This is a genomic window from Streptomyces sp. NBC_01298 (genome assembly GCF_035978755.1).
Classification (GTDB): domain Bacteria; phylum Actinomycetota; class Actinomycetes; order Streptomycetales; family Streptomycetaceae; genus Streptomyces.
Genome location: NZ_CP108414.1, coordinates 8,924,106 through 8,947,560, shown reverse-complemented (window position 1 = coordinate 8,947,560; position 23,455 = coordinate 8,924,106). Strand labels below are relative to the sequence as shown.

The following is a 23,455-nucleotide window of genomic DNA, read 5'->3' as shown; positions in this document are numbered from 1 at the left end:
CGTTCGCGCAGAGGAGAGAAGTTGACCGAGCAGCGTCCGACCCTGGCCCTCATCGCCGCGGAGGCGGGAGTTTCCCAGGCCACCGTGTCGAAAGTGGTCAACGGCCGCTCCGATGTCGCGCCCTCGACGCGAGAGCGGATCGAGGGCCTGCTGCGCTCCCACAACTACCTCCACCCCGGCGGGCAGGCCAGGGCCCGCAGGTCAGGCCTGGTCGACCTGATCATCGGCGGTCTGGACAGCGCGTGGGCGGTGGAGATCCTGCGCGGCGTCGAGGCCGAGTGCGCCCAGCGGAGCGTCGGCACCGTCGTGTCGCTCGTCCCGCCGGGCGAGGCCACGCCGTCGAGCTGGGCCGCGCTGCCGGTCCTGCACCACAGCGACGGCGTCATCCTCGTCACCGCCTCGGTCACCCAGGCTCAGCGCGCCCAGGTCGAACAGGCCGGGGTGGCGCTGGTCGTCATCGACCCGATCGACCTGCCGGGCAACGGTGTGCCGAGCATCGGCGCGACCAACTGGGCGGGCGGCCTCGCCGCCACGGAGCACCTGCTGGAACTGGGGCACCGCCGGATCGCCGCGATCGGCGGGCGCAAGGAGATGCTCTGCAGCCAGGCCCGCATCGACGGGTACCGGGCCGCGCTGGAGCGGGCCGGGATCGAGGTCGACCGCGACCTGATCCGGTTCGGCGACTTCCAGCACGAGGGCGGGTTCCAGCGCGCCCGGGAGCTGCTCGCCCTGCCCGATCCGCCGACCGCCGTCTTCGCAGGCAGTGACCAGCAGGCCATGGGCGTCTACGAGGCCGCCCGGCAGGGTGGGCTGAGCATCCCGCAGGACCTCAGCGTGGCCGGCTTCGACGACCTGCCGATGTGCGAATGGCTGTCACCGCCACTGACGACGGTGCGCCAGCCGCTGGAGGAGATGGGCCGACTCGCGGCCCGCACGCTCTTCCAGCTCCTGGACGGCCAGCCGCTGGTCAGCCCCCGGATGGAGCTCTCGACCGAGCTCAAGGTCCGGCTCTCCACCGCCCCGCCCCGTCTCTAGGCCGTGTCGTCGAAGTCCCCAGGGGGTGTCTTGCCGATCAGGCCGGGCTCGCGGTGTCTGGCACCGCGCCTCGCCGCGTTGTCGTCACTCGCCGATGCTCCGCATCGACTGCCTCCTCCGCCTTGCGATGCACGGCACCAGACGCCGCTCCCTGATCCGGCCCGATCGACAAGACACCCCCTAGGAGAACTCCTTGCCCGAGCCCTGGCGCGACCCCCTCATACCCGCGTCCGTACGGGTCGCCGATCTGCTGAAACGGATGACTCTGGAGGAGAAGGCGGGGCAGCTCACCGGCTTCTGGGCGCTGCCCTCGGATCCGGGCGCACCGGTCGCGCCGATGGAGGACGATTCCGGCGAGACCGCGCCCGGCCTCGACGACATCGTCGCCCACGGGCTCGGCCAGCTCACCCGGGTGTACGGCACCGCGCCGATCACCGCGGAGGCCGGGATGGAGCGGCTCGCCTCGCTCCAGCGGCAGGTGACCGGATCCGGCCGGTTCGGGATCCCGGCGATCGCCCACGAGGAATGCCTGACCGGGTTCATGACGTTCGGGGCGACGGTCTTCCCCGGGCCGCTGGCCTGGGGTGCATCCTTCGATCCCGGGCTCGTGCGCCGGATGGCCGCCGCCATCGGCGCGGGGATGCGGCGGGTCGGCGTACACCAAGGGCTGGCTCCGGTGCTCGACGTGGTCCGCGACTACCGGTGGGGCAGGACCGAGGAGTGCATCGGCGAGGACCCCTATCTCGTCGGAGCGATCGGCACCGCCTACGTGCAGGGCTTGGAAGGCGCCGGGATCGTGGCGACGCTCAAGCACTTCGCCGGGTACTCGGCCTCGCGCGGCGGCCGGAACATGGCCCCCGTCTCCTCGGGGCCGCGCGAGTTCGCCGACGTACTGGTCGAGCCCTTCGTACGGGCGCTGCACGAGGGGGGCGCCCGGTCGGTGATGAACAGCTACACCGACGTGGACGGCGTTCCGGTGGCCGCCGACGCACGGCTGCTGACCGAGCTACTGAGAGGCGAGCTCGGTTTCAGCGGTGTGGTCGTCGCCGACTACTACGCCGTCTCCTTCCTGGAGACCCGGCACGGCGTCACCGGATCGCGGGGCGCGGCCGGCGCGCTGGCGTTGACCGCCGGAATCGACGTCGAGCTGCCCACGGCCCGCTGCTACGGCGAACCGCTGACCGGACTCGTCCGGTCGGGAGCCGTGTCCGAGGAGCTCATCGACCGGGCCGCGGAACGGGTCCTGCTACAGAAGGCCGAACTCGGCCTGCTCGACCCCGACTGGGAACCCGTCAAGGCCGAGCCGGTCGACCTCGACCCGCCGGAGAACCGGGCACTGGCCAGGCTCCTGGCCGAACGGTCCACCGTGCTGCTCGCCAACGACGGCATCCTGCCGCTGCGACCGTGCCGCGTGGCGGTCAGCGGGCCGTACGCCGACGACCCCCAGTCCTTCCTCGGCTGCTACTCCTTCCCCAACCACGTCGCGCTGCCCGGCGACCTCGGGCTGGAGATCCCGACGCTCGGCGAGGCGCTCACCGCTGCCGGGTTCACGGTGACCGCGGACGATCCGGACGTGAACGTCCTGGTGCTCGGGGACCGGGCCGGCATGTTCGGCCGGGGCACCTCCGGAGAGGGCTGCGACGCCGAGACCCTCGACCTGCCCGGCGACCAGGCCGCACTCGCCTCCGCCGTTCTGGACTCCGGGGTACCGACCGTCCTGGTCCTCGTCTCCGGACGGCCCTACGCGCTCGGCACGCTGGCCGAGCGCGCATCGGCCGTGGTGCAGGCCTTCTTCCCCGGTGAGGAGGGCGGGACGGCGCTGGCCCGGATCATCAGCGGGGCCGCGGAACCGTCCGGGCGGCTGCCCGTCTCCATCCCCCGCCAGGTCGGCGGCCAGCCCGGCACCTACCTGCACGCGAGGCTCGGCGGGCACTCCGACTGGAGCTCGGTGGACCCGACCCCGTTGTTCCCCTTCGGACACGGACTGAGCTGGACCAGCTTCACCTGCTCGGAGCTCTCCGTGGATCCCGTCGCCGCGACGGACGGGGCCGTCTCCGTCTCGGTCACCGTGCGCAACGTCGGCGAGGTGGCGGGGACGGAGGTGGTGCAGCTGTACCTCTCGGACCCCGTGGCGTCCGTCGTCCGGCCGCAGCGGTGGCTCGCCGGATTCGCCAGGGTCGAACTGCGGCCGGGCGCGGCCGCCCGGATCACCTTCTCCGTCCACGCCGACCGGACTTCGTTCACCGGGCTCGACCTGCGCAGAAGAGTGGAGCCCGGGGAGATCGGCGTGGCCGTCGGACGGTCCAGCGGCGATCTTCCGCTCCAGGGCTCCTTCACTCTGGAGGGCCCCGTACGCCACCCGGTGGCCGACCGGGTGCTGTCCGTGCCGGTCCAGATCGTCCCCGTTCCATGACCACGTCGTTCGATGATCCCGTCTTCGGTGACCCCGTCTTCGGTGACCCCGTGCTGCCCGGGTTCCGGCCCGACCCGTCCGTCTGCCGCGTGGGCGCGGACTACTACCTGGTGACGTCCAGCTTCGAATGGTTCCCGGGGCTTCCCGTGTTCCACAGCCGCGACCTCCTGAACTGGCGGCGCATCGGCTCCGCGCTCGACCGGGCTTCTCAGCTCGATCTCGACGGGTGCGAGCCCTCCCGGGGGCTGTTCGCACCGACGATCCGGCACCATGACGGGGTCTTCCATCTCGTCTGCACGCTGATGGACGGCCCCGGCCATTTCGTCGTCACGGCGACCGACCCGGCGGGGCCGTGGTCTCAGCCGAACTGGCTGGACGGCGAGGGCTTCGACCCGTCGCTGTTCTTCGACGACGGGCCGGACGACGGCGACGGCGACGGCGACGGCAACGGGCAGGGGGACGGCGGCGATGGCCGGGCCTGGTTCACCGCCGCACGAGTCGTGGACGAAGCCGCGGGCCGCACCGAGATCTGGATGCGCGAATACCTTCCCCAGGAACGACGGCTGACGGGACCCGAGCACGTCCTGTGGTCGGGAAGCCACCCGGGCGCCCGCTGGTCGGAAGCCCCGCACCTCTACAAGATCGACGGCAGCTACCTGCTGCTCACCGCCGAGGGCGGCACCGATGTGGACCACAGCGTGGTGGCCGCCCGCGCCGATCACGTGACCGGGCCCTACGAGGGCGCCCCCGGCAACCCGGTGCTCCCACCCGCCGAGGGGCCGGTCACCTGCACCGGGCACGCCGACCTCGTGCAAACCCCGTACGGCGACTGGCGGGCCGTCCTCCTGGGCGTCCGCCCCGGCTCCGCCCTCGGCCGCGAGACCTTCCTCAGCCGGATCACCTGGGACGCGGGCTGGCCGGTCTTCTCCCCCGTCGCCCACACCGACCCACGCCGCCCCGTCCACGACGACTTCGCCATGCTCTGCGCGGACTGGAGCAGCCTGCGCACACCACCGGAGCGGTTCTGGACCACCGGCGACGGGCTCCGCCTCCAGCTCCGACCCGAACGCCTCGGCGACCGCACCACCCCGTCCCTCCTGGCCCGACCCCAGGAACAGCCCGACTGCGACGTCTCCACCGAACTGCACTTCGCCCCCGCCGCACCGGACGAGGAGGCGGGCCTCGCCGTCGTCCTCGACGACGACACCCATCTCCTCTTCCTCCGCACCGCGGAAGGACTCAGCCTCCGCCGCGGGGCCGAGGTACTGGCCGGCGTTCCCGTCCCCCCGGGCCCCGTTCGCCTGCGGGTCCGCATCCGCGGCTTCAGCCACACCTTCGCCCGCGCGACACCCGACGGAGCCTGGCAGGACCTGACCACCGTCGAAGCCACCTTCCTCACCCCGCTGTTCACCGGCATCCAGCTCGGCCTCTACGCCACCTCCAACGGCCGCCCCTCCACCGGCCAAGCCCACTTCGCGTGGTTCGACATCACGTACCCGATCCCGAGCCCGAGCCCGAAGCAACCGCCGGGCAGGCCCTGAACACCGCTGATGCAGCGGCCAGGTGGCGGTCCACGTCCGCCACCTGCCGGCTCGCACTCACCGCCCGCCCAGCCGACCCCATGTGACCGCGGTGTACGTGGCCGCGATGCACGCCGCCGGAGCGGATCGGCCGCCCGGAGCAGCTGCGCGCGGTGCGCGGTGCGCCGGCCGGCCTTGTCGGCGCCGCCCGTCGAAAGTATTGACACGTCAATTGTGAGCGCTAACACTCATGCGCAGCAGGCGGCCGCAGCACCGACCTCGCAACCGCCGGGCGAAGCCCAACAGCCCTTGTGCCCGGCGCCCCCATCTCTCACGGACCACGGAGTTCGCGATGCCGGTTCCCCCCTTAGGCCGCCGTGCCATGATCAAGGCGACCGGCGTCGCGGCCGTGGCCGCGGCTGTCGGCCCCGTACTCAACACCGTCTCCGCCGCGGCCCAGACGCCCCCGGTCGGGTCCGACGTCGGAGTGTCGGCGTTCCCGTTCGACCTGGGTCAGGTCCAGCTCACCAGCAGCCGATGGCTCGACAACCAGAACCGCACCCTGGCCTATCTCCGCTTCATCGACGTCGACCGCCTGCTGTACAACTTCCGCGCCAACCACCGGCTCTCCACCAACGCCGCGACCCCGACCGGAGGATGGGACGACCCGGCGTTCCCCTTCCGCACCCACGTACAGGGCCACTTCCTCACGGCATGGGCACAGGCCTACGCCGCGGTCGGGGACACCACCTGCCGCGACAAGGCCGACCGCATGGTGGCCGAACTCGCCAAGTGCCAGGCCAACAACTCCACCGCGGGCTTCTCCGCCGGCTACCTGTCGGGCTTTCCCGAGGCCGACTTCAACAGCCTCGAAGCAGGCACGCTGACCAACGGCAACGTGCCGTACTACTGCGTCCACAAGACCATGGCCGGCCTGCTCGACGTATGGCGCCTCATCGGCAACACGCAGGCCCGCGACGTACTCCTCGCGCTCGCCGGCTGGGTCGACCGGCGCACCGCCGCGCTCAGCCAGAGCACGATGCAGTCGTTGTTGGGCGTCGAGTTCGGCGGCATGAACGAGGTACTGGCCGACCTCCACCAACAGACCGGCGACGCACGCTGGCTGACCACCGCCCAGCGCTTCGACCATGCGGCGGTCTTCGACCCCCTCGCCGCGAACCTGGACCGACTGAACGGTCTGCACGCCAACACACAGGTACCCAAGTGGATCGGAGCCGTCCGCGCGTACAAGGCCACCGGGACGACCCGCTACCGCGACATCGCCGCCAACGCGTGGACGATCTGCACCACTTCGCACACCTACGCCATCGGTGGCAACAGCCAGGCGGAACACTTCCGGGCCCCGAACGCCATCTCCGGCTTCCTCGTCCCCGACACCTGCGAGCTCTGCAACTCCTACAACATGCTCAAGCTGACCCGAGAACTGTGGCAGCTGGACCCCGGCCGGGCGTCGTACTTCGACTTCTACGAGAAGGCGCTGCTCAACCACGTCATCGGCGCCCAGAACCCGGCCGACCCGCACGGACACGTCACCTACTTCACCCCCCTCAACCCGGGCGGCCGCCGCGGCAAGGGCCCGGCGTGGGGCGGCGGCACCTGGAGCACCGACTACGGCACGTTCTGGTGCTGCCAGGGAACGGGCGTCGAGTCCCACACCAAGCTGATGGACTCCATCTACTTCCACGACGGCAGCACCACCCTCACCGTGAACCTGTTCCTCCCCTCCGTCCTGAACTGGGCCCAGCGAGGCGTCACCGTCACCCAGACCACCTCCTATCCGGCAGACGACACCACGACGCTCAAGGTCACCGGCGACGCCGGCGGGACCTGGTCGATGCGCGTCCGCATCCCCGGATGGAGCTCGGGCGCCACCGTCAGCGTCAACGGCGTCGCCCAGAGCGTCACGGCCGGTCCGGGCACCTACGCCACGCTCACCCGGTCCTGGGCCTCCGGCGACACCGTCACCGTGAAGCTCCCCATGCGCGTGGCCCTCCAGGCCTCCAACGACACCCCCGGTGTCGCGGCGATCACCTACGGCCCCGCCGTCCTCGCCGGCAACTACGGCAGCACCACACTGTCCTCCCTCCCGGTCCTGGACCCCTCCTCGATCACCCGGACCAGCAGCACCGCCCTCGCGTTCGCGGCCACCGCCAACGGAACGAAGGTCGAACTCGGCCCGTTCCACGACGCCCAGGGCTTCAACTACACCGTCTACTGGCGGACCGACAGTCCCGGCTTCCGTCTCGTCAACGCGGCCAGCGGACTCGTCCTCGGCATCCGGGACATGTCCACCGCCGACGGGGGCCTCGCTCTGCAGTGGACCGACTCCGGCACCGCCGACCACGACTGGCTCCTCCTCGTCGACGGCACCGCACTGCGGCTGCGCAACCTCAACAGCGGCAAGGTCCTCGGCGTGAAGGACATGTCCACCGCCGACAACGCCCCGGTCCTCCAGTGGGCCGACACCGGCACCGCCGACCACCGCTGGACCGTCGTCGACGCCGGCAACGGCTACCACAAGCTTCGGAACGTCCACACCGGCAAGCTGCTCGGCATCGAAGGCGGCTCCACCGCCAACGGCGCCGCAGCCGTACAGATACCCGACACCGGCGCCCCCGCCGGACAGTGGCAGTTCCTCCCCGACGGCGCCAGGCGCATCCAGAACGTCGCCAGCGGGCGGGTCCTCGGCGTGAAGGACATGTCCACCGCCGACGGCGGCCTCGCCATCCAGTGGGACGACACCGGCACCGCCGACCATCTCTGGACGGCCGTCGTCGACACCGGCGGCCATCTGCGCCTGCGCAACTCCCACAGCGGCAAGGTCCTCGCCGTGGAGAACGGCGCCGCCGCCAACGGCGCCCGGATCGTCCAGTGGGCGGACGACGGCGCCGCCGACCACCGGTGGCGCCTGCGCCACGGCGGCGGCGACACCTTCAGGATCCAGTGCGCCAGCAGCGGCCGCGTCCTCGGAGTCTCCGGCGCCTCCACCGCCCAGGGAGCACAGACCGTCCTCTGGGACGACAACGGCAGCAACGACCACCTGTGGCGATTCATCTGACCCGGCGCGAGTCCCCCGATCGCCAGGGGCCGATCCCGGCGGCGGGAAATCGAGCGCGAGGCGCTCCCGTCAGATCGGGCCGGCCCTGCCGCCCGCGCCCGTCGGCCAGGCGGGCGCGGGCAGATCGGGGGCCGACTCGCGCACGGTCAGGCGGGCGCGGGCAGATCGGGGGCCGACTCGCGCACGGTCAGGCGGGTCGGGAGGATCAACGGGCTGGGGCGGTGTCCTTCGATGGCACTGACCAGCATCCTGGCCATCTCCTGGCCCAGCGCCCGTACCGGCTGATGGACGGTGGTCAGCGGCGGGCTGGTGTGCCGGGCGCTCGCCAGGTCGTTGAAGCCGATCACCGCGACGTCCTCGGGCACCCGCAGCCCCCGTTCCCGCAAGGTGCGCAGAGCGCCGATGGCCATCGCGTCGGAGGCCGCGAACACCGCGTCGGGATCGGGGTGCGCCCGGAGCAGCCGCTCCATCGCCTCGGCGCCGCCCTCCTCGGTGAACTGCCCGGGCTCGACCCCGAGCAGCGGCAGGCCGGACAAGGTCAGACCGTCGGTGAACCCCTGTTCCCGCGCGACCGCGGCCCTGGCGTCCACCTGACCGGTGATCATGACGGGCCGTCGGCGGCCCGTGCGCGCGAAGTGCTCGGCGGCCAGTCGGGCACCGCCCCGGTTGTCGGCGTCCACGTACCACGTGGGCTCGCCGGTGAGCGGGAGCCCGCCGAAGACGACGGGGAGATCGACCTCCTCTCCCAGGCGGCCCAGCGGATCGTCGCCCCGAAGCGCCATCAGCATGACGCCGTCGGCCCGGCGGGAACGGAGCAACCGCTCGAACCTCTCCCGGCCGCGCGGAGTGTTGGCCAGCAGCAGGATCAGTTCCAGTTCGGTCTGCTCCAGCGCCTCACTGACGCCGATGATGACCTCCGCGAAGAACGGGTCCGCGAACAGCCCCGGTTCATCGCTGGAGACCGCCAGCACCACCGCTCCGACCCTGCGGCTCGCCAGGGCCTGCGCGGACGGATTGGGCACGAAATCCAGCTCGCGCACCGCCCGTTGGACCGCCTCCCGCTTGGCACGGCTGACGTGCGGGGCGTTGTTGATCACCCGGGAGGCCGCCGTGCGCGATACGCCGGCACGTGCGGCCACCTCGTCGAGAGTCGGCATGCGCTTGGGTGACGGCTCCATGAGAGAACTGCTCCTCGGGCTCACGCGGACGGCGAACAGCGGCCATGATTCCATGCGCCGCCCCGACTTCGGACCTACGCACGAATGTCGCCCTTGGTCTCGATTTGGTAGCGCTTCCAACCCATCACAGCAATACCGGCCCTGGCGGCAGTTCTGCGTTCAACCACTTGACACACCCTGGCGACGAACCCAATCATCCCCTCAGCGCGGTCCGACCCATCTCAGCATTGGAAGCGCTTCCACTTCCCCATCCATCGGAGGAAGAACCATGCGCAAGTCCGTCCGAGCCGCATCCGCCCTGCTGGCGGCAGCCCTCACCGCGGGCCTGGCCCTGATCAGCGCCGGCCCCGCGTACGCCGCCGACCCGACCACCATGACCAGCGGCTTCTACACCGACCCCGACAACTCCGCCCTGCGGTGGAGCAACGCGAATCCAGGCGACGGGCGGGCGGCGGCGATCCGTACGTCCATCGCCAACACGCCGGCGGCCCGCTGGTTCGGCAACTGGAGCGGCGACATCGGCGCGGCCACCGGCGCCTACGCCGGCCGCGCGGACTCCCTCGACAAGTTGCCGATCCTGGTCGCGTACAACATCCCCAACCGGGACATCTGCGCCGGCCACTCCGGCGGCGGCGCCGGGAGCCGAGCCGCGTACGACGCCTGGATCACTGCCTTCGCCAGTGGCATCGGCAACCGCCCGGCCGTCGTCGTCCTCGAACCCGACGCGCTCGGCCACGAGAGCTGCATGACGGCCGCCCAGATCGCCGAGCGCAACGCCATGCTGAAGAACGCCATCGCCCAGTTCAACGCCAAGGCACCCAACACCTGGGTCTACCTCGACGCCGGCAACCCCGGCTGGATCGGCGCCTCGACCATGGCGCAGCAGCTCGCCGCCGCCGGCGTCAGCGGGGCACGCGGCTTCGTGCTGAACGTCTCCAACTACTTCACCACCGACCAGAACACCTCCTACGGCAACGCGGTCAACTCCGCCCTGGGGTCCTACGGCTACACCAAGCCGTTCGTCGTCGACACCAGCCGCAACGGCAACGGTTCCAACGGCCAGTGGTGCAACCCCGCCGGCCGCCGGATCGGCACGCCCAGCCAGCGCGGCGGCGGCGCCGAGATGCTGCTGTGGATCAAGGTCCCCGGCGAGTCCGACGGCAACTGCGGCGTCGGCGCCGGCTCCTCGGCCGGACAGTTCCTGCCGGAGGTCGCCTACAAGATGATCTACGGCTATTGAGCCGATCCCCCTTCCCTCACCCCTCGCCGAAGGCCAACCCCCAGCCGAAGGAACCCCGTGCGCATCCCCCTGCACCGATTAGCCCTGACAGCGAGCACACTCACGCTGCTCCTGGGCGCCCTCGCCCCGACATCTGCCGAGGCGGGCTCCGCGCCGGTCTCCCACACGCTTCCGGCGAACACCCGCTTCTACGTCGACCCCGACGGCGACGCAGCCCACCAGGCCGTCACCGACCTCCTCCACCGGGACTTCGAGGGCGCCAAGTCCATGGCGAAGCTGGCCAGTTGGCCGGAAGCCGCCTGGTTCACCGACGGCACCCCGGAGCAGGTCGAGCCCCGGGTGCGCGACCTGGTGCGCCGAGCCGAGCGAACCCGGACGGTTCCCGTCCTGGTGGCCTACAACATCCCGCTGCGCGACTGCTCCCAGTACTCCTCCGGCGGTGCGCAGTCGGACGCCGAGTACCAGGCCTGGATCAGCGCCTTCGCCCGCGGGCTCGGCCGGAGCAAGGCCGTCGTCATCCTCGAACCGGACGGGCTGGCCAACCTCCCCTCCGACTGCGGTCCCGACAGCGACCCCACCGGCGCGATCACCACAGGACGCTTCGCCGACCTCAACCATGCGATAGACGCCCTGGAACGGCAGCCGAACAGCGTCGTCTACCTGGACGCCGGCAACAGCCATTGGCGCAGCGTCGGCGACATCGCACAACGCCTCCTCCAGGCCGGGGTCACCCGTACCCAGGGCTTCTCGCTGAACGTCTCCAACTATCTGGCCACCGACCTGTCCACCCACTACGGCACCTGGGTCTCCCAGTGTCTGTGGTTCGCCACCAAGGGCCCGGACTGGGCCAGGGGGCACACCGACTGGTGCGCGAGCCAGTACTACTCCCCCGCGGCGCCGAACGACGGACAGCCGGGAAACTCCGTGAACGTGGACGATCCGTCCACGTGGCACTGGACCGACCGCTGGTTCCAGCAGAACGTCGGCACCCCGCCCGCGCAGGAGCTCACCCACCTGGCCGTCGACACGAGCCGCAACGGCCAGGGCGCCTGGACCCCGCCCGCGGGCAAGTACGGCGGCGACCCGCAGACCTGGTGCAACGCCCCGGGTCGCGGCGTCGGCGACCGGCCGACCGCGAACACCGGCGTCCCGCTCGTCGACGCCTACCTGTGGATCAAGACCGTCGGCCAGTCAGACGGCCAGTGCAACCGCGGCATCCCGGGCGGCACCATCGACCCGGAGTACGGCATCGTCGATCCCGCGGCCGGCGCGTGGTGGCCGGAGCAGGCCAAGTCCCTCGTCCGGAACGCAAAGCCCGCACTGGGGTTCAACACGGTCGTGCGCTGACCGTTGAGTGGTCCCTCATCGAAATACTTTCGATGAGGGACCACTCAATGAAAAGGGCTACCAAGCGCCCACGCGAGACAGATTCTCGAAATGATTTCGAAACTCTTGACTTGTTTCGGCGGGGTTTCCAGACTGATGGTCGAGGCGGTGTGGCCCGTCCGTGTCCGGTTCCGGGCACCGTCCTCGGATCATTGCGCGCTCATGAGCGTCCCTTTCCCATGGACGCGAGCGTCGTTCACGCGGATTCACAATGCCGCGATTCAACCCTTCCGCGATTTCTTTCTGGAGGCTCATTCATGGGCTCACAAGCCATTCCCCCATCCACCGTCCGCCGGAAAATAGGCGGCCTGTGTGCGGCCCTGGTCGTCGGCGTCCTCGGTACGGCCACCGCGCTGGTGGCGCCGTCGGCCTCACACGCCGCCGAGAGCACGCTCGGCGGCGCCGCGGCGCAGAGCGGCCGGTACTTCGGAACCGCCATCGCCTCCGGCAGGCTGGGCGACTCGGCGTACACGACGATCGCCGGCCGCGAGTTCAACTCGGTGACGCCCGAGAACGAGATGAAGATCGACGCCACCGAACCCCAGCAGGGCCAGTTCGACTTCGCCGCCGGTGACCGCGTCTACAACTGGGCAGTGCAGAACGGCAAGCAGGTACGCGGCCATACCCTGGCCTGGCACTCCCAGCAGCCCGGCTGGATGCAGAACCTCAGCGGCAGCACGCTGCGCCAGGCGATGACCAGCCACATCAACGGCGTGATGGCCCATTACAAGGGCAAGATCCGCCAGTGGGACGTCGTGAACGAGGCCTTCGAGGACGGCACTTCGGGAGCCCGGCGCAACTCCAACCTGCAGCGCACCGGCAACGACTGGATCGAGGTCGCCTTCCGCACCGCGCGCGCCGCCGACCCGGCCGCCAAGCTCTGCTACAACGACTACAACGTCGAGAACTGGACCTGGGCCAAGACCCAGGCCATGTACGCCATGGTCCGGGACTTCAAGCAGCGCGGAGTGCCGATCGACTGCGTCGGCTTCCAGTCGCACTTCAACAGCGACAGCCCCTACAACAGCAACTTCCGCACCACCCTGCAGAGTTTCGCGGCCCTCGGCGTCGACGTGGCCGTCACCGAGCTCGACATCCAGGGTGCCTCGGGCACGACCTACGCCAACGTGACCAACGACTGCCTGGCCGTCCCGCGCTGCCTGGGCATCACCGTCTGGGGCGTGCGCGACACCGACTCCTGGCGGTCGGAGCAGTCGCCGCTGCTGTTCGACGGCAACGGCAACAAGAAGGCGGCCTACGCCTCCGTGCTCAACGCACTCAACGCCGGTTCCTCCACCCCCACTCCGACCCCCACGCCCGGGTCCGGGCAGGTCAAGGGCGTCGGTTCAGGACGCTGCCTGGACGTGCCCGGTGCCGGCACCACCGACGGCACCCAGGTCAACCTGTGGGACTGCAACAACCGCACCAACCAGCAGTGGTCGTACACCGCCGCAGGCGAGCTCAGGGTCTACGGCGACAAGTGCCTGGACGCCGCCGGCACCGGCAACGGCACCAAGGTCCAGATCTACGGCTGCTGGGGTGGCGACAACCAGAAGTGGCGCCTCAACTCCGACGGATCCATCGTCGGAGTCCAGTCCGGCCTCTGCCTGGACGCGGCCGGAACCGGCACCGCCAACGGCACCCTGATCCAGCTCTACTCCTGCTCGGGCGGCAGCAACCAGCGCTGGACACGTACCTGACGACCTGCCATGGAGTGGAGCCAGGACGATCCTGGCTCCACTCCGTCGTCCATCGCCGGGTGGGCGGGACGTGACGGTCATTCAGGAGCAGAGTGCTCCGCCCAGCGTGTAGCGCGCCGGCATCGCGTTGGTACCCGAGTACGTCGCCTGGAAGCCGAAGCTCACGCTGCCGCCGGGTGCCAGGGTTCCGTTCCATCCGGTGTCCCGGGCGGTGACCGTGCTGCCCGACTGGCTCACCGTGGCGTTCCAGGCGTTGGTGATCCGCTGGTCACCCGCGAAGCTCCAGCCGAGGGTCCAGCCGGAGACCGTTGAGGTTCCGGTGTTCTTCACGGTCACCGTCGCCGTGAAGCCGTTGCCCCAGGCGTTGTCGATCCGGTACGCCACCGCGCAGGAGGCCGCCGAAGCGTCGTCGTCCGCCTCCGTCGCCGTGAACGTCGCCGACTGCACGCCAGGACCACCGGCCGTGAGCGTCGCGCTGCCCGACGCCGCGTCGGGGTCCTGCGCGGCGAGGACCGAAACCTGCTGCGCCGTCGCCCAGTTGGCCGGGGTGAACACCAGGGTCGCGGTTGCGGACAGGTCCTCGTCGCCGGAGGTCCGGGCCACCGTCACCGTCACGTTCTGCGCGGGCGCTGCCGAGAGCCGTACACCCACCGGCGCCGAGCCGCCCTCCGGGACCGTCACGGCCGCCGGTACGACCTGGACCACGGGCGCCGCCGGGGCGCTGCGCCGCTCAGCCGCGAAGGCCGCCAGCCAGGCCAGCGAGGCGTTCCAGTTGATGGCCACCTCGTTGGTGGAGTACGAGCCGATGTCGTCCACGTAGCAGGCCGCCGGTGCGCAGCCCGCGAGCTTCTCCTTGGCCACCGGGTCCTCCAGGCCGGCGTTCGGCCCGCCCGCGAAGGAACCGGCCGGCGGGTGCGGCAGCGAGGCGTCGTTCTGGTGCGCCCAGAACCGGTGGTGCTGGTTCTCGGAAGTGCGGTCGCCGTAGCCGGTGACGTAGGAGAGGTCCAGTGCGTTGCGGCCGAGCAGATAGTCCAGGGACTCCAAGGCTCCGGCCCGATAGCGCTGTTGCCCGGTGATCTCGTAGGCGACGGCCAGCACCATCGCGTTGTTGGTGACGGAGCTGTTGGAACCCCACACGTACCCGGTGGCGGCGAGGGGCACGGCGTAGCCCTGGCCGGCCATGGTGGACAGGTGGCCGTCGGCGGCCGTGGTCAGCAGGCCGCGCAGCCGGGACACGTCGTCGGCGGGCAGGGCCACGCCGGGGACGGTGGCGAGGGTGATGCGGCCGGGCGTCGCGGTGCCGCCCCACCAGAACGCGTCCACGGCCTTGGTATGGTGCGGGGAGGAAGTGACGGCATCCCCGTACTGGGACTCGCCCGTGGTGGCCAGGAGTTCCGCCGCCGCCCAGTAGAACTCGTCGGAGACGTCGGCGTCCTCGTACGCACCGCCGCCGGTGTTGTCGCTCGCCAGGGCGAGCACGCTCGGGTTCGCTTTGGCAGCCGTCCAGGCACGGCGGGCCGCGTCCAGGCAGCGCGCGGCGAACGCGGCGTCGTACGGCGCGTACACCCGTGCACACTGCGCGGCCGAGGCGGCCAGGTTCAGCGTCGCGGCGGTCGACGGCTTGTGCACCTCACGCTGTTCGGAATCGAGTTCGGGCCGGGTCGGCAGAGCCGTCCACTTGGCGTCGTGCATCTTGTGGAAGGCCATCCCGGCCATCGGCTTCCCCGCCGGGACCTGCATCCGCAGCAGGAACTCCAGCTCCCAGCGGGCCTCGTCCAGCACGTCCGGCGTCCCGTTGCCACGCTCCGGCACCCGCAGCGTCGCGTCGCCGAGCGCCGCGTCGCCGCCCGAACGGCGGGCCCGTTCGAAGGAGTTGACCATCTCCCAGACGGAGATGCCGCCGTTGACCACGTACTTGCCCTGGTCGCCCGCGTCGTACCAGCCGCCGCGCACGTCTACTTGGTAGTCGCACACCCCGGCCTGGCAGGGGACGCTGGTGTCGCCCTTGTTCGGGGCGACGCCCAGGTGCCCGGCGGGGCGGGCATAGGCGCTGCCGCCCGCCAGGGCGGCGTCGATCGCGATACCGCTGCGCTGCTGGTAGAAGAACGACATGCTGTCGGCGCGCAGTCCGTCGTACAGCGAGGCGGATATGTCGAAGGGGTGGCTGCTCTGGCCGCCGACGACCAGGGTGTAACCGGCGCCGGCGCCGGTGTACGCGCCGAAGTCCACCATATGGGTGGACTGGCCGGACGCCTGGTCGGCACCGCGCGCCGTGGTGACGCCCGTGGCGGCCACGGCGCCGGAGGCGTCGCGCAGTTGCCAGGCGAGCGGGGCTGTCGCGGAGCTGGCCACGGTGGCCCGCTTGGGGCCGTCGGGCAGGTAGCCGAGCTGGTTGACCCGTACAGGCGTGTCGGCAGCGGCCGCCACGGTGGCGGCAGCCGCGACAGGAACGGTCAGGGCGGTCGTGGACAGGCCGCCGACGGCCAGCGCGAGGCCGGCGAGTGCAGCGGCCGCGCGACGTGGCACGCCGCGGGTCGAGGGGACAGGAGGCACGGTGAAGCCTTCCTCGGGGGGGTGGGGGCTCAGAGTGGGAGCGCTCCCAATCAAGCCAGGCGCCCGACGGAAACGTCAAGGCGCCTGCCTGAAAAGGCAGTTGAGGGACCTTTGCCCGGGAGTAGGCCGTGTTTCAGGCACCCGGGGCGTGAGGGACGTTGCCGTAGTAGGCGTCCGGTCCGTGCTTACGGGTGAAGTGCCGCTCCAGCAGATGCTTCGGCGGTTCGGAGGCTTCCCCGAGGCGGGACCCCAGCGCCAGCGTGTGCAGCGCCATCTCCGCCACGGCCTCGCAGACGATGGCGTTCTCCAGCGCCGCCTTCGCGGTGGCACCCCAGGTGAAGGGTCCGTGTCGTGAAACGAGTGCTCCGGGGACCTCGTCGGCCAGCCGGGGGTCCCCGTCGAGCCGGGCGACGATCACCTGTCCGGTGTTGTACTCGTAGTCCCGCGCGCACTGCTCGGCGGTGAGGTCCTCCGTCACGGGAACGGGCCCGTTGAAGGTGTCGGCGTGGGTCGTGCCGAGGACGGGGATCGGGCGGCGCGCCTGAGCGAAGGCGACGGCGTGCGTCGAGTGCGTGTGGGTGACGCCGCCGATGGAGGGGAAGGCCCGGTAGAGGCACCGATGGGTTTCGGTGTCGGTGGACGGCCTGAGGCGTCCCCCGACGACCCGCCCGTCCTCCAGCGCCACCACCACGAGGTCCTCCTCGGTGAGGTCGGCGTAGGAGACGCCGGACGGCTTGATGACGAAGACGCCCGCGTCTCGGTCCACTCCGCTGACGTTTCCCCAGGTGAGGGTGGCCAGACCGGCCTCCGGGATGCGCAGGTTGGCTGCGAGGACCTCACGACGGAGGTCCCCCAGGAAGGTCTCGCTCACTACGCTCTCACCATCTCTCCGGCATGCGCGGCGGGTTTCTCCGGGACCGCCGCCCGGCGGGCCCCCGCGGTCGCGCACGAGTGGACTGGACTGATCGGGGCCGCAGCACATCGCGGCTGGCCCACCTCGGCCGCCCCGATCAGATTGTGAGCGCTAACAAGCAGCAATCTCAAGAGGTACGAGGAGATTTCTGCCCCCAGCACACGATCTACGCTGCATAATGTGAACGCAAACATCTATCCGGGGTCGACAATCCTCCGGCCGGTCCGAGATGTGTGCGGGCCGCGGCTGGTTCGGTACCTTGAGGGAAGGCCGCTCGATGAGGAAAGGAAGAGAGTTGACCCAGCTCCCAGACGTCTCGCGAGCGCCCACGATGACGGACGTCGCGCGCGTCGCCGGCGTGTCCCATCAGACCGTTTCGCGGGTGCTCAGCGACCACCCGAACGTCAGCGCCAAGACCCGGGCCGCGGTGACTCAGGTCATCGAGCAGCTGGGGTACCGCCGCAATTCGGCGGCCCGGGCTCTGGCCACCCGCCGGACCCACACGCTGGGCGTCATCGCGGTGAACACCACTCTGCACGGGCCCGCCAGCACCGTGGCGGGAGTGCAGGAGGCGGCTCGGGACCGCGGCTACCTGACGTCCGCCGTCACGCTGCGCACCGCCACGCAGACGGCCCTCGCCGAGGCCATGCAGCACCTCGCCGGATGGGGCGTGGAGGGCATCGTCGCCGTCACCCCGCAACGCGCCGCGGTGCGCGCCCTCGCGGCATTGGAGGCACCGTGTCCCGTGGTCACCGTGGAAGGCGGCCACACCCTCGACCTGCCGGGGGTGTCGCTGGACCAGAACCTCGGCGCCCGCATGATCACGGAGCACCTTCTCGCATCGGGCCACGCCACGGTGTGGCACGTGGCGGGCCCCCCCGACTGGCTCGAGAGCGAGGCCCGCACACAGGGGTGGCAGGACGCGCTGCGCGATGCCGGCGCCGAGGTGCCGCCCGTACTGCGAGGTGACTGGAGCCCACTGTCGGGATACCAGGCCGGCCAGCAGCTGGCGGGGCGGGTCCTGGCATCACGAGGGCAGGGAGCCGGCCTCACCGCGGTGTTCGTCGCCAACGACCAGATGGCCCTCGGTGTCCTACGGGCCCTGCGGGAAGCGGGCCTGCGGACGCCCGAGGACGTGGCGGTCGCCGGCTTCGACGACATCCCCGAGGCGGAGTTCTTCCCGCCCCCGCTGACGACGATCCGCCAGGACTTCGCCTCGCTCGGCCGCGACAGCATCGGGCTGCTCCTGGACCACATCGAGGGCAGGACCGACGAGTCGACCCACCTGGTGGTGGCGCCCGAGCTCATCGTGCGCGCCAGCACGGCCCGCAGGATCGCTCCCCCCGGCGAATGACCCCCACGTGCCCGGCCGTTGGCCCCTCTCGCAGGAGGCCGGGCCCCGGGCGCGTCTTCGTACGCGGAAACCGGGCGCAGGCACCAAAGCCGCTGTCCGGTGCCCCCCGGCACCGGACAGCGGCTACGGCCGCCGCCGCCCCTCTCAGGCAGCGACCGTGGTGAAACTGTGGATCGTGGTCGACCGGTACAGCTCGCCCGGGCGCAGGACGACCGTCGGGTAGTCGGGGCGGTTCGGGGAGTCCGGGAAGTGCTGGGTCTCCAGCGCGACCCCCGCGTAGGCGTGGTACGGCCGGCCTGCCTTGCCCGTGATGTCACCGGTCAGGCCTTGCGCGGTGTAGACCTGGATGCCCGGCTCCGTGGTGCGCACCTCCATGCGGCGGCCGGATGCGGGGGCGTACAGCACGGCGGCCTTACGAGGACTGTCCCGCCGGGCGTCGTCGAGGACCCAGTTGTGATCGAAGCCTCCGCCGGCGAGGGCCAGTTGCGCCTCCGTATGGGTCAGGGCGTCGGAGAGACGCCGGTGCCGGCGGAGGTCGAACGGGGTGTCGCTGACCGGGCGGTGGGAGCCTTCGGGGATCAACTCGGCGTCGACGGGGGTGTAGAGGGGGGCCGCGACCTGGAGGTGGTGGGCCAGGACGTTGCCCCGCCCCTCCCCTTCGAGGTTCCAGTAGGCGTGGTTGGTGAGGTTGACGATCGTCGGCGCGTCGGCGACCGCCTGGTACGACATCGCCAGGTTGTCGCCGCGGTCCAGCGTGTAGGTGAGGCGCACGTTCAGGGCACCGGGGAATCCCTGGTCGCCGTCGGGGCTGTGCAGAAACAGCCGGACACCGGTGCGGTGCGCCGAGTGGAAGGGTTCGCACCGCCACAGGCGCTGGTCGAACCCGTCGGGACCACCGTGCAAGGTGTGCCCGGTCTCCTGGGTGGCGAGCTGGTGGGTGACGCCGTCGACCACGAGCCCGCCGCGTGCGATGCGGTTGGCGTAACGGCCCACCGTCGCACCGAAGTAGCGTGCGGAGCCCTCGCGGGCGGCGGGGTCGCGGGGCGCGAGCACCACGTCGGCGGTGTGGCCCCAGCGGTCCGGCAGGATCAGTGAACGGAGCCGGGCGCCGCGCGTGTGGACCTCGGCACGGGCCCTGCCGGGGAAGCCGAACCGCCACCTCTCCCCCGTTCCCCCATCGTCCAGGCGCAGGGGGCGGGCCGTCCGCGGACAGGCGGCCGTCTGCCTGGGCTCGGCGGCCTGATCGACAGATTCGTATGCGTGTTCCATGACGGCATTCCCTGGAAAGTCGGTCCACCGGATGTGCGCCGGGACCAAGCTCTGATCACGGCACGCGAACGCGGTGGCACGGGCGGGTGGGCTGCGGAGCCGGAGCCGGAGTCAGTCGGTGGCGGGGCGGCGACCGCTCATCAGGCGTTGCAGCACGATGAACACGAGCAGCAGGGCGCCGATGACGATCCGGGTCCACCAGGAGCTGAGCGTGCCCTGGAAGTTGATGACCGTCTGGATCATGCCGAGGACGAGCACGCCGAGGGCGGTGCCCAGGACGAAGCCGGAGCCTCCGGTCAGCAGCGTGCCGCCGATCACGGCGGCGGCGATCGCGTCGAGTTCCATGCCCATGGCGTGGAGGGCGTAGCCGGAGAGCATGTAGAAGGTCAGCAGCAGGCCGCCGAGTGCGGAGCACAGGCCGCTGACGGCGTATGCGGCGATCTTGGTGAAGCCCGTCGGAAGACCCATCAGCCGAGCGGAGGACTCGTTGCCGCCCAGCGCGTACACGTTGCGGCCGAAGCGCGTGTGGTGCAGGACGACGAAGGCGATCGCCAGCACGGCCAGGGCGATGACCACCGGGATCGAGACGAACAGTCCTCCCGGGCCGTACAGCCGGGTCTGCGCGATTCCCGCCGTGGTGGGGTCGCTGATCGTGATGGATTCGGTGCTGATCGTGTAGCAGAGCCCGCGGGCGAGGAACATGCCGGCCAGGGTGACGATGAACGGCTGTATCTCGAAGGTGTGGATGATCCAGCCCATGAGCGTCCCGCTCGCGGCGCCGACGAGCAGGACCAGGGGGATGACGGTGGCCAGGGGCCAGCCGTGCGACTCGACCAGCCAGGCGGTGAGCATGGTCGACAGGGCCACCATGGAGCCGACGGACAGATCGATGCCGCCGGTGAGGATGACGAAGGTCGCCCCAACCGCGACGACCAGGAGGAATCCGTTGTCGATCAGCAGGTTCAGTACGACCTGCGCGGAGAGGAAGCCCTCGTAGCGCACCGATCCGACGCCGAACATGACGGCCAGCAGGACGGCCGTGACGATCAGTGGGATACGGGTGCGGGTGCGCGGGGACACGGTCGCGAAGGGGCGGGTGAGGTGCGCGGCGGCGCTCGCGATGCCGGTACTCATGCGCGTACCTCCTGCTGCTGCGGGGTGGCGCCCGCCGGGGTGTGGGATCGGGGAGTGGTCGTCCCGCGGCGGCGCAGGACCTTGGCCCGGAAGACCGGGGACTGCACGAGGCAGACGACGATGACGACGAAGGCCTTGAAGACGAGGGTGGTCTCGGGTGGGACACCGAGGGTGTAGACGGTGGTGGACAGGGTCTGGATGATCAGTGCGCCGAGGACGGTGCCGCCGAGGGAGAAGCGTCCTCCGGTCAGTGCGGTGCCGCCGACGACGACGGCGAGGATCGCGTCGAGCTCGATCCACAGGCCTGCGTTGTTGCCGTCGGCGCTGGAGACGTTGGAGCTGATCATCAGCCCGGCGACGGCGGCGCACAGCGCGCTGAAGACGTAGACCAGGGCGAGGAGGCCGCCGGCGCGGATGCCGACCAGGCGGCTGGCGGCGGGGTTGCCGCCGACGGACTCGATGAGCATGCCGAGTGCGCTGCGGCGGGTGACGAGGGCGGTGAGCGCGACGAGGGCGGCCGCCAGGAGGACGGCGAACGGGAAGGTCAGCCAGTAGCCCCCGCCGATCATTTTGTAGGGGGCGCTGGTCACGGTGACGATCTGGCCGTCCGTGATCAGCTGGGCGACGCCGCGGCCCGCGACCATGAGGATCAAGGTGGCCACGATGGGCTGTACCCCCAGCCCGGACACCAGGAAGCCGTTGGCCAGGCCCAGCACGAGGGCGACGCCGAGCGCGAGGGCGACGGCCGTGAGCAGAGTGGCGACGCTGCCGGGATGCGCGGCGGTGGAGATGTGCCCGCAGGCGAGGGCGCCGGCGATGGCGACGGTGGAACCCACCGAGAGGTCGATCCCGCGGGTGGCGATGACCAGGGTCATGCCGAGCGCCACCAGGATGAGTGGCGCACCGAACTGGAGGATGTCGATGAGGCTGCCGTAGAGATGGCCGTCGCGTACGCGGACGGAGAAGAAGTCGTGGTGGAACGCGAGGTTGCCGAGGAGCAGGGCGAGCAGGATGAGCGCGGGCCACAGCAGGCGGTGGCTGGCCAGCCGTCTCCCGATCGCGGCGGCCGCCTCGGACTTGGCGGGCTGGGTGGTCATGAGTCCGATCCGGTGGCGATGGTGGTGAGGAGGCGTTCGGGCGTGACGGTGTCGTCGTTCGCGAGGGTGGCCACCATGCGGTGGTCCCGGAGCACGGCGATGCGGTGGCTCAGGCGCAGGACCTCTTCGAGTTCCGCCGAGATGAACAGCACGGCGGTGCCTTCGCCCGCCAGGCGGGCCACGAGTTTCTGGATCTCCGCCTTGGCTCCGATGTCGATGCCCCGGGTGGGTTCGTCGAGGATCAGGAGCCGGGGTGCGGTCAGCAGCCAGCGCGCGAGGAGGACCTTCTGCTGGTTGCCTCCGCTGAGGTGGCGCACCTGCGCTTCGGGGTCGGCGGGGCGGATGTCCAGGGCTTCGATCCAGTGCCGTGCCAGTTCGTCCTGTTTCGCGCGGGCCAGCGGCCTGGTCCAGCCGCGGGCGGCCTGCAACGCGAGGATGATGTTCTCGCGGACCGTGAGCTCGCCCACCAGTCCCTCGGACTTGCGGTTCTCGGAGCAGAACGCGATGCCCCGGGCGATGGCGTGGCGGGGGCTGCGCAGGACCACCTTCTCGCCCTCGATGCTCACTTCTCCGGCGTCCGCGCTGTCCGCGCCGAACAGGAGGCGCGCCGCCTCGGTGCGGCCCGAGCCCAGGAGGCCGGCCAGTCCGATGACCTCGCCGGCATGGATGTCGAGGTCGTACGGTTCGATCGAGCCCGTACGGGTCAGCTGGCGGGCCCGGAGGAACGGCTCGCCGGTCGCCCGTTCGGCCGCTTCCTCGTGGGCGCGGCCGGACAGCTGGTCGAGGGTGGCCAGTTCTCCGCCGATCATGCGCTGCACCAGCGTCACCGGGGTGAGTTCCCCGATCGGGTACTCGCCTTCCAGCCTGCCGTTGCGCAGGATGGTGACGCGGTCGCAGAGGTCGAACACCTGGTCGAGGAAGTGCGTGACGAACAGGATGGCCACACCGCGGTCCCGCAGGCGCCGTACCAGGGTGAAGAGCTGGGCGACCTCCTCGCGATCCAGGCTGGAGGTGGGTTCGTCCAGCACGAGCACCTTCGCCGAGACGTCCACCGCCCGGACTATGGCGACCAGTTGCTGCACCGCCAGGGAGTGCGAATCGAGCAGACTGGTGACGTCCAGGTCGAGGTCGAGTTCCGTCAGCAGCTCTGCCGCCCGCTGCCGCGTGGCCGACCAGTGGATGAGGCCGAACCGGCGCGGTTCGCGCCCGATGAGGATGTTCTCGGCCACCGAGATGTTCGGGCAGAGGTTGACCTCCTGGTAAACGGTGCTGATTCCGGCCTGTTGCGCCTGGAGGGGGTCCGTGAACGCGTGGGGCCGGCCGTCCACGAGGATGGCGCCGCCGTCGGCGGGGTGGACACCGGTGAGCACCTTGATCAAGGTGGACTTCCCGGCGCCGTTCTCACCCATCAGGGCGTGCACCTCACCGGGGAAGAGCCGCAGGGCGACTCCGTCGAGGGCGAGCACGCCCGGGAACCGCTTGCGGATGTCGTGGGCTTCCAGGACCGGCCGCGGGCCGCCGGCGCCCGTGGCCGGTGGGGTGGACGGATGCGTCATCCGCCCTCCTCTCATGTGTGGGGTGGTG

The 23,455-nt window shown here is 70.8% G+C and carries 15 protein-coding genes; 8 read left to right on the top strand and 7 right to left on the bottom strand.

All coding sequences use genetic code 11. The features are described 5' to 3' along the window. Positions 1 to 21: 21 nt before the first annotated feature. The 4 genes from OG730_RS40730 to OG730_RS40715 all read left to right on the top strand — a co-directional run bounded on the left by OG730_RS40730 (position 22) and on the right by OG730_RS40715 (position 8,047). Positions 22 to 1,035 (top strand): LacI family DNA-binding transcriptional regulator, encoded by a 1,014-nt coding sequence (locus OG730_RS40730; RefSeq protein ID WP_327309036.1) that lies wholly within the window; start codon positions 22 to 24, stop codon positions 1,033 to 1,035. Between the two features lie 193 nt (positions 1,036 to 1,228). Next, positions 1,229 to 3,448 carry a glycoside hydrolase family 3 N-terminal domain-containing protein gene (locus OG730_RS40725; RefSeq protein ID WP_327309035.1) on the top strand — a complete coding sequence of 740 codons (2,220 nt, stop codon included), beginning with the start codon at positions 1,229 to 1,231 and terminating at the stop codon, positions 3,446 to 3,448. Then, the gene (locus OG730_RS40720; RefSeq protein ID WP_327309033.1) at positions 3,445 to 4,989 is read left to right on the top strand and encodes a glycoside hydrolase family 43 protein; all 1,545 of its coding nucleotides are present in this window, start codon (positions 3,445 to 3,447) and stop codon (positions 4,987 to 4,989) included. Before OG730_RS40725 ends, OG730_RS40720 begins: the two co-directional genes overlap by 4 nt. A 361-nt stretch (positions 4,990 to 5,350) precedes the next feature. After that, positions 5,351 to 8,047 carry a beta-L-arabinofuranosidase domain-containing protein gene (locus tag OG730_RS40715; RefSeq protein WP_442815164.1) on the top strand — a complete coding sequence of 899 codons (2,697 nt, stop codon included), beginning with the start codon at positions 5,351 to 5,353 and terminating at the stop codon, positions 8,045 to 8,047. A gap of 146 nt (positions 8,048 to 8,193) precedes the next feature. On the opposite strand, the gene OG730_RS40710 is transcribed toward OG730_RS40715, so the two are convergent. Continuing rightward, positions 8,194 to 9,225 carry a LacI family DNA-binding transcriptional regulator gene (locus tag OG730_RS40710; RefSeq protein WP_327309031.1) on the bottom strand — a complete coding sequence of 344 codons (1,032 nt, stop codon included), beginning with the start codon at positions 9,223 to 9,225 and terminating at the stop codon, positions 8,194 to 8,196. Positions 9,226 to 9,493: 268 nt separating this feature from the next. Between OG730_RS40710 and OG730_RS40705 the strand changes: the two genes are divergently transcribed. The 3 genes from OG730_RS40705 (at position 9,494) to OG730_RS40695 (ending at position 13,551) form a co-directional block, all read left to right on the top strand. Beyond that, positions 9,494 to 10,465, top strand: coding sequence for a glycoside hydrolase family 6 protein (locus OG730_RS40705; RefSeq protein ID WP_327309030.1), 972 nt, complete (start codon positions 9,494 to 9,496; stop codon positions 10,463 to 10,465). 57 nt (positions 10,466 to 10,522) lie between these two features. Beyond that, positions 10,523 to 11,812: a glycoside hydrolase family 6 protein gene (locus OG730_RS40700; RefSeq protein WP_327309029.1), complete on the top strand. Its 1,290-nt coding sequence runs from the start codon at positions 10,523 to 10,525 to the stop codon at positions 11,810 to 11,812. A 296-nt stretch (positions 11,813 to 12,108) separates the two neighbouring features. Further along, entirely contained in the window at positions 12,109 to 13,551 is a 1,443-nt protein-coding gene (locus OG730_RS40695; protein ID WP_327309027.1) for an endo-1,4-beta-xylanase, read from the top strand. A gap of 81 nt (positions 13,552 to 13,632) precedes the next feature. Here OG730_RS40695 and OG730_RS40690 read toward each other — a convergent pair whose 3' ends face one another. Together OG730_RS40690 and araD are read right to left on the bottom strand one after the other, a co-directional pair. Beyond that, the gene (locus OG730_RS40690) at positions 13,633 to 16,104 is read right to left on the bottom strand and encodes a glycoside hydrolase family 9 protein (RefSeq protein WP_327309026.1); all 2,472 of its coding nucleotides are present in this window, start codon (positions 16,102 to 16,104) and stop codon (positions 13,633 to 13,635) included. Positions 16,105 to 16,237: 133 nt separating this feature from the next. Next, positions 16,238 to 16,975, bottom strand: coding sequence for an L-ribulose-5-phosphate 4-epimerase AraD (araD, locus tag OG730_RS40685; protein WP_327309025.1), 738 nt, complete (start codon positions 16,973 to 16,975; stop codon positions 16,238 to 16,240). 319 nt (positions 16,976 to 17,294) lie between these two features. Here araD and OG730_RS40680 point away from each other — a divergent pair, with 319 nt between their 5' ends. Next, positions 17,295 to 18,371 (top strand): LacI family DNA-binding transcriptional regulator, encoded by a 1,077-nt coding sequence (locus OG730_RS40680; RefSeq protein ID WP_442815163.1) that lies wholly within the window; start codon positions 17,295 to 17,297, stop codon positions 18,369 to 18,371. A gap of 144 nt (positions 18,372 to 18,515) precedes the next feature. On the opposite strand, the gene OG730_RS40675 is transcribed toward OG730_RS40680, so the two are convergent. From OG730_RS40675 to OG730_RS40660, 4 genes are all read right to left on the bottom strand, one after another. Next, on the bottom strand, positions 18,516 to 19,640 hold the full coding sequence (locus tag OG730_RS40675; protein ID WP_327309023.1) for an aldose epimerase family protein: 1,125 nt from the start codon (positions 19,638 to 19,640) through the stop codon (positions 18,516 to 18,518). A 111-nt stretch (positions 19,641 to 19,751) separates the two neighbouring features. Then, the gene (yjfF, locus tag OG730_RS40670) at positions 19,752 to 20,774 is read right to left on the bottom strand and encodes a galactofuranose ABC transporter, permease protein YjfF (protein ID WP_327309022.1); all 1,023 of its coding nucleotides are present in this window, start codon (positions 20,772 to 20,774) and stop codon (positions 19,752 to 19,754) included. Then, positions 20,771 to 21,871 (bottom strand): ABC transporter permease, encoded by a 1,101-nt coding sequence (locus OG730_RS40665; protein ID WP_327309021.1) that lies wholly within the window; start codon positions 21,869 to 21,871, stop codon positions 20,771 to 20,773. Before OG730_RS40665 ends, yjfF begins: the two co-directional genes overlap by 4 nt. Continuing rightward, entirely contained in the window at positions 21,868 to 23,427 is a 1,560-nt protein-coding gene (locus OG730_RS40660) for a sugar ABC transporter ATP-binding protein (RefSeq protein WP_327309020.1), read from the bottom strand. The genes OG730_RS40665 and OG730_RS40660 overlap by 4 nt, the downstream gene beginning before the upstream one ends. Positions 23,428 to 23,455: the final 28 nt, after the last annotated feature.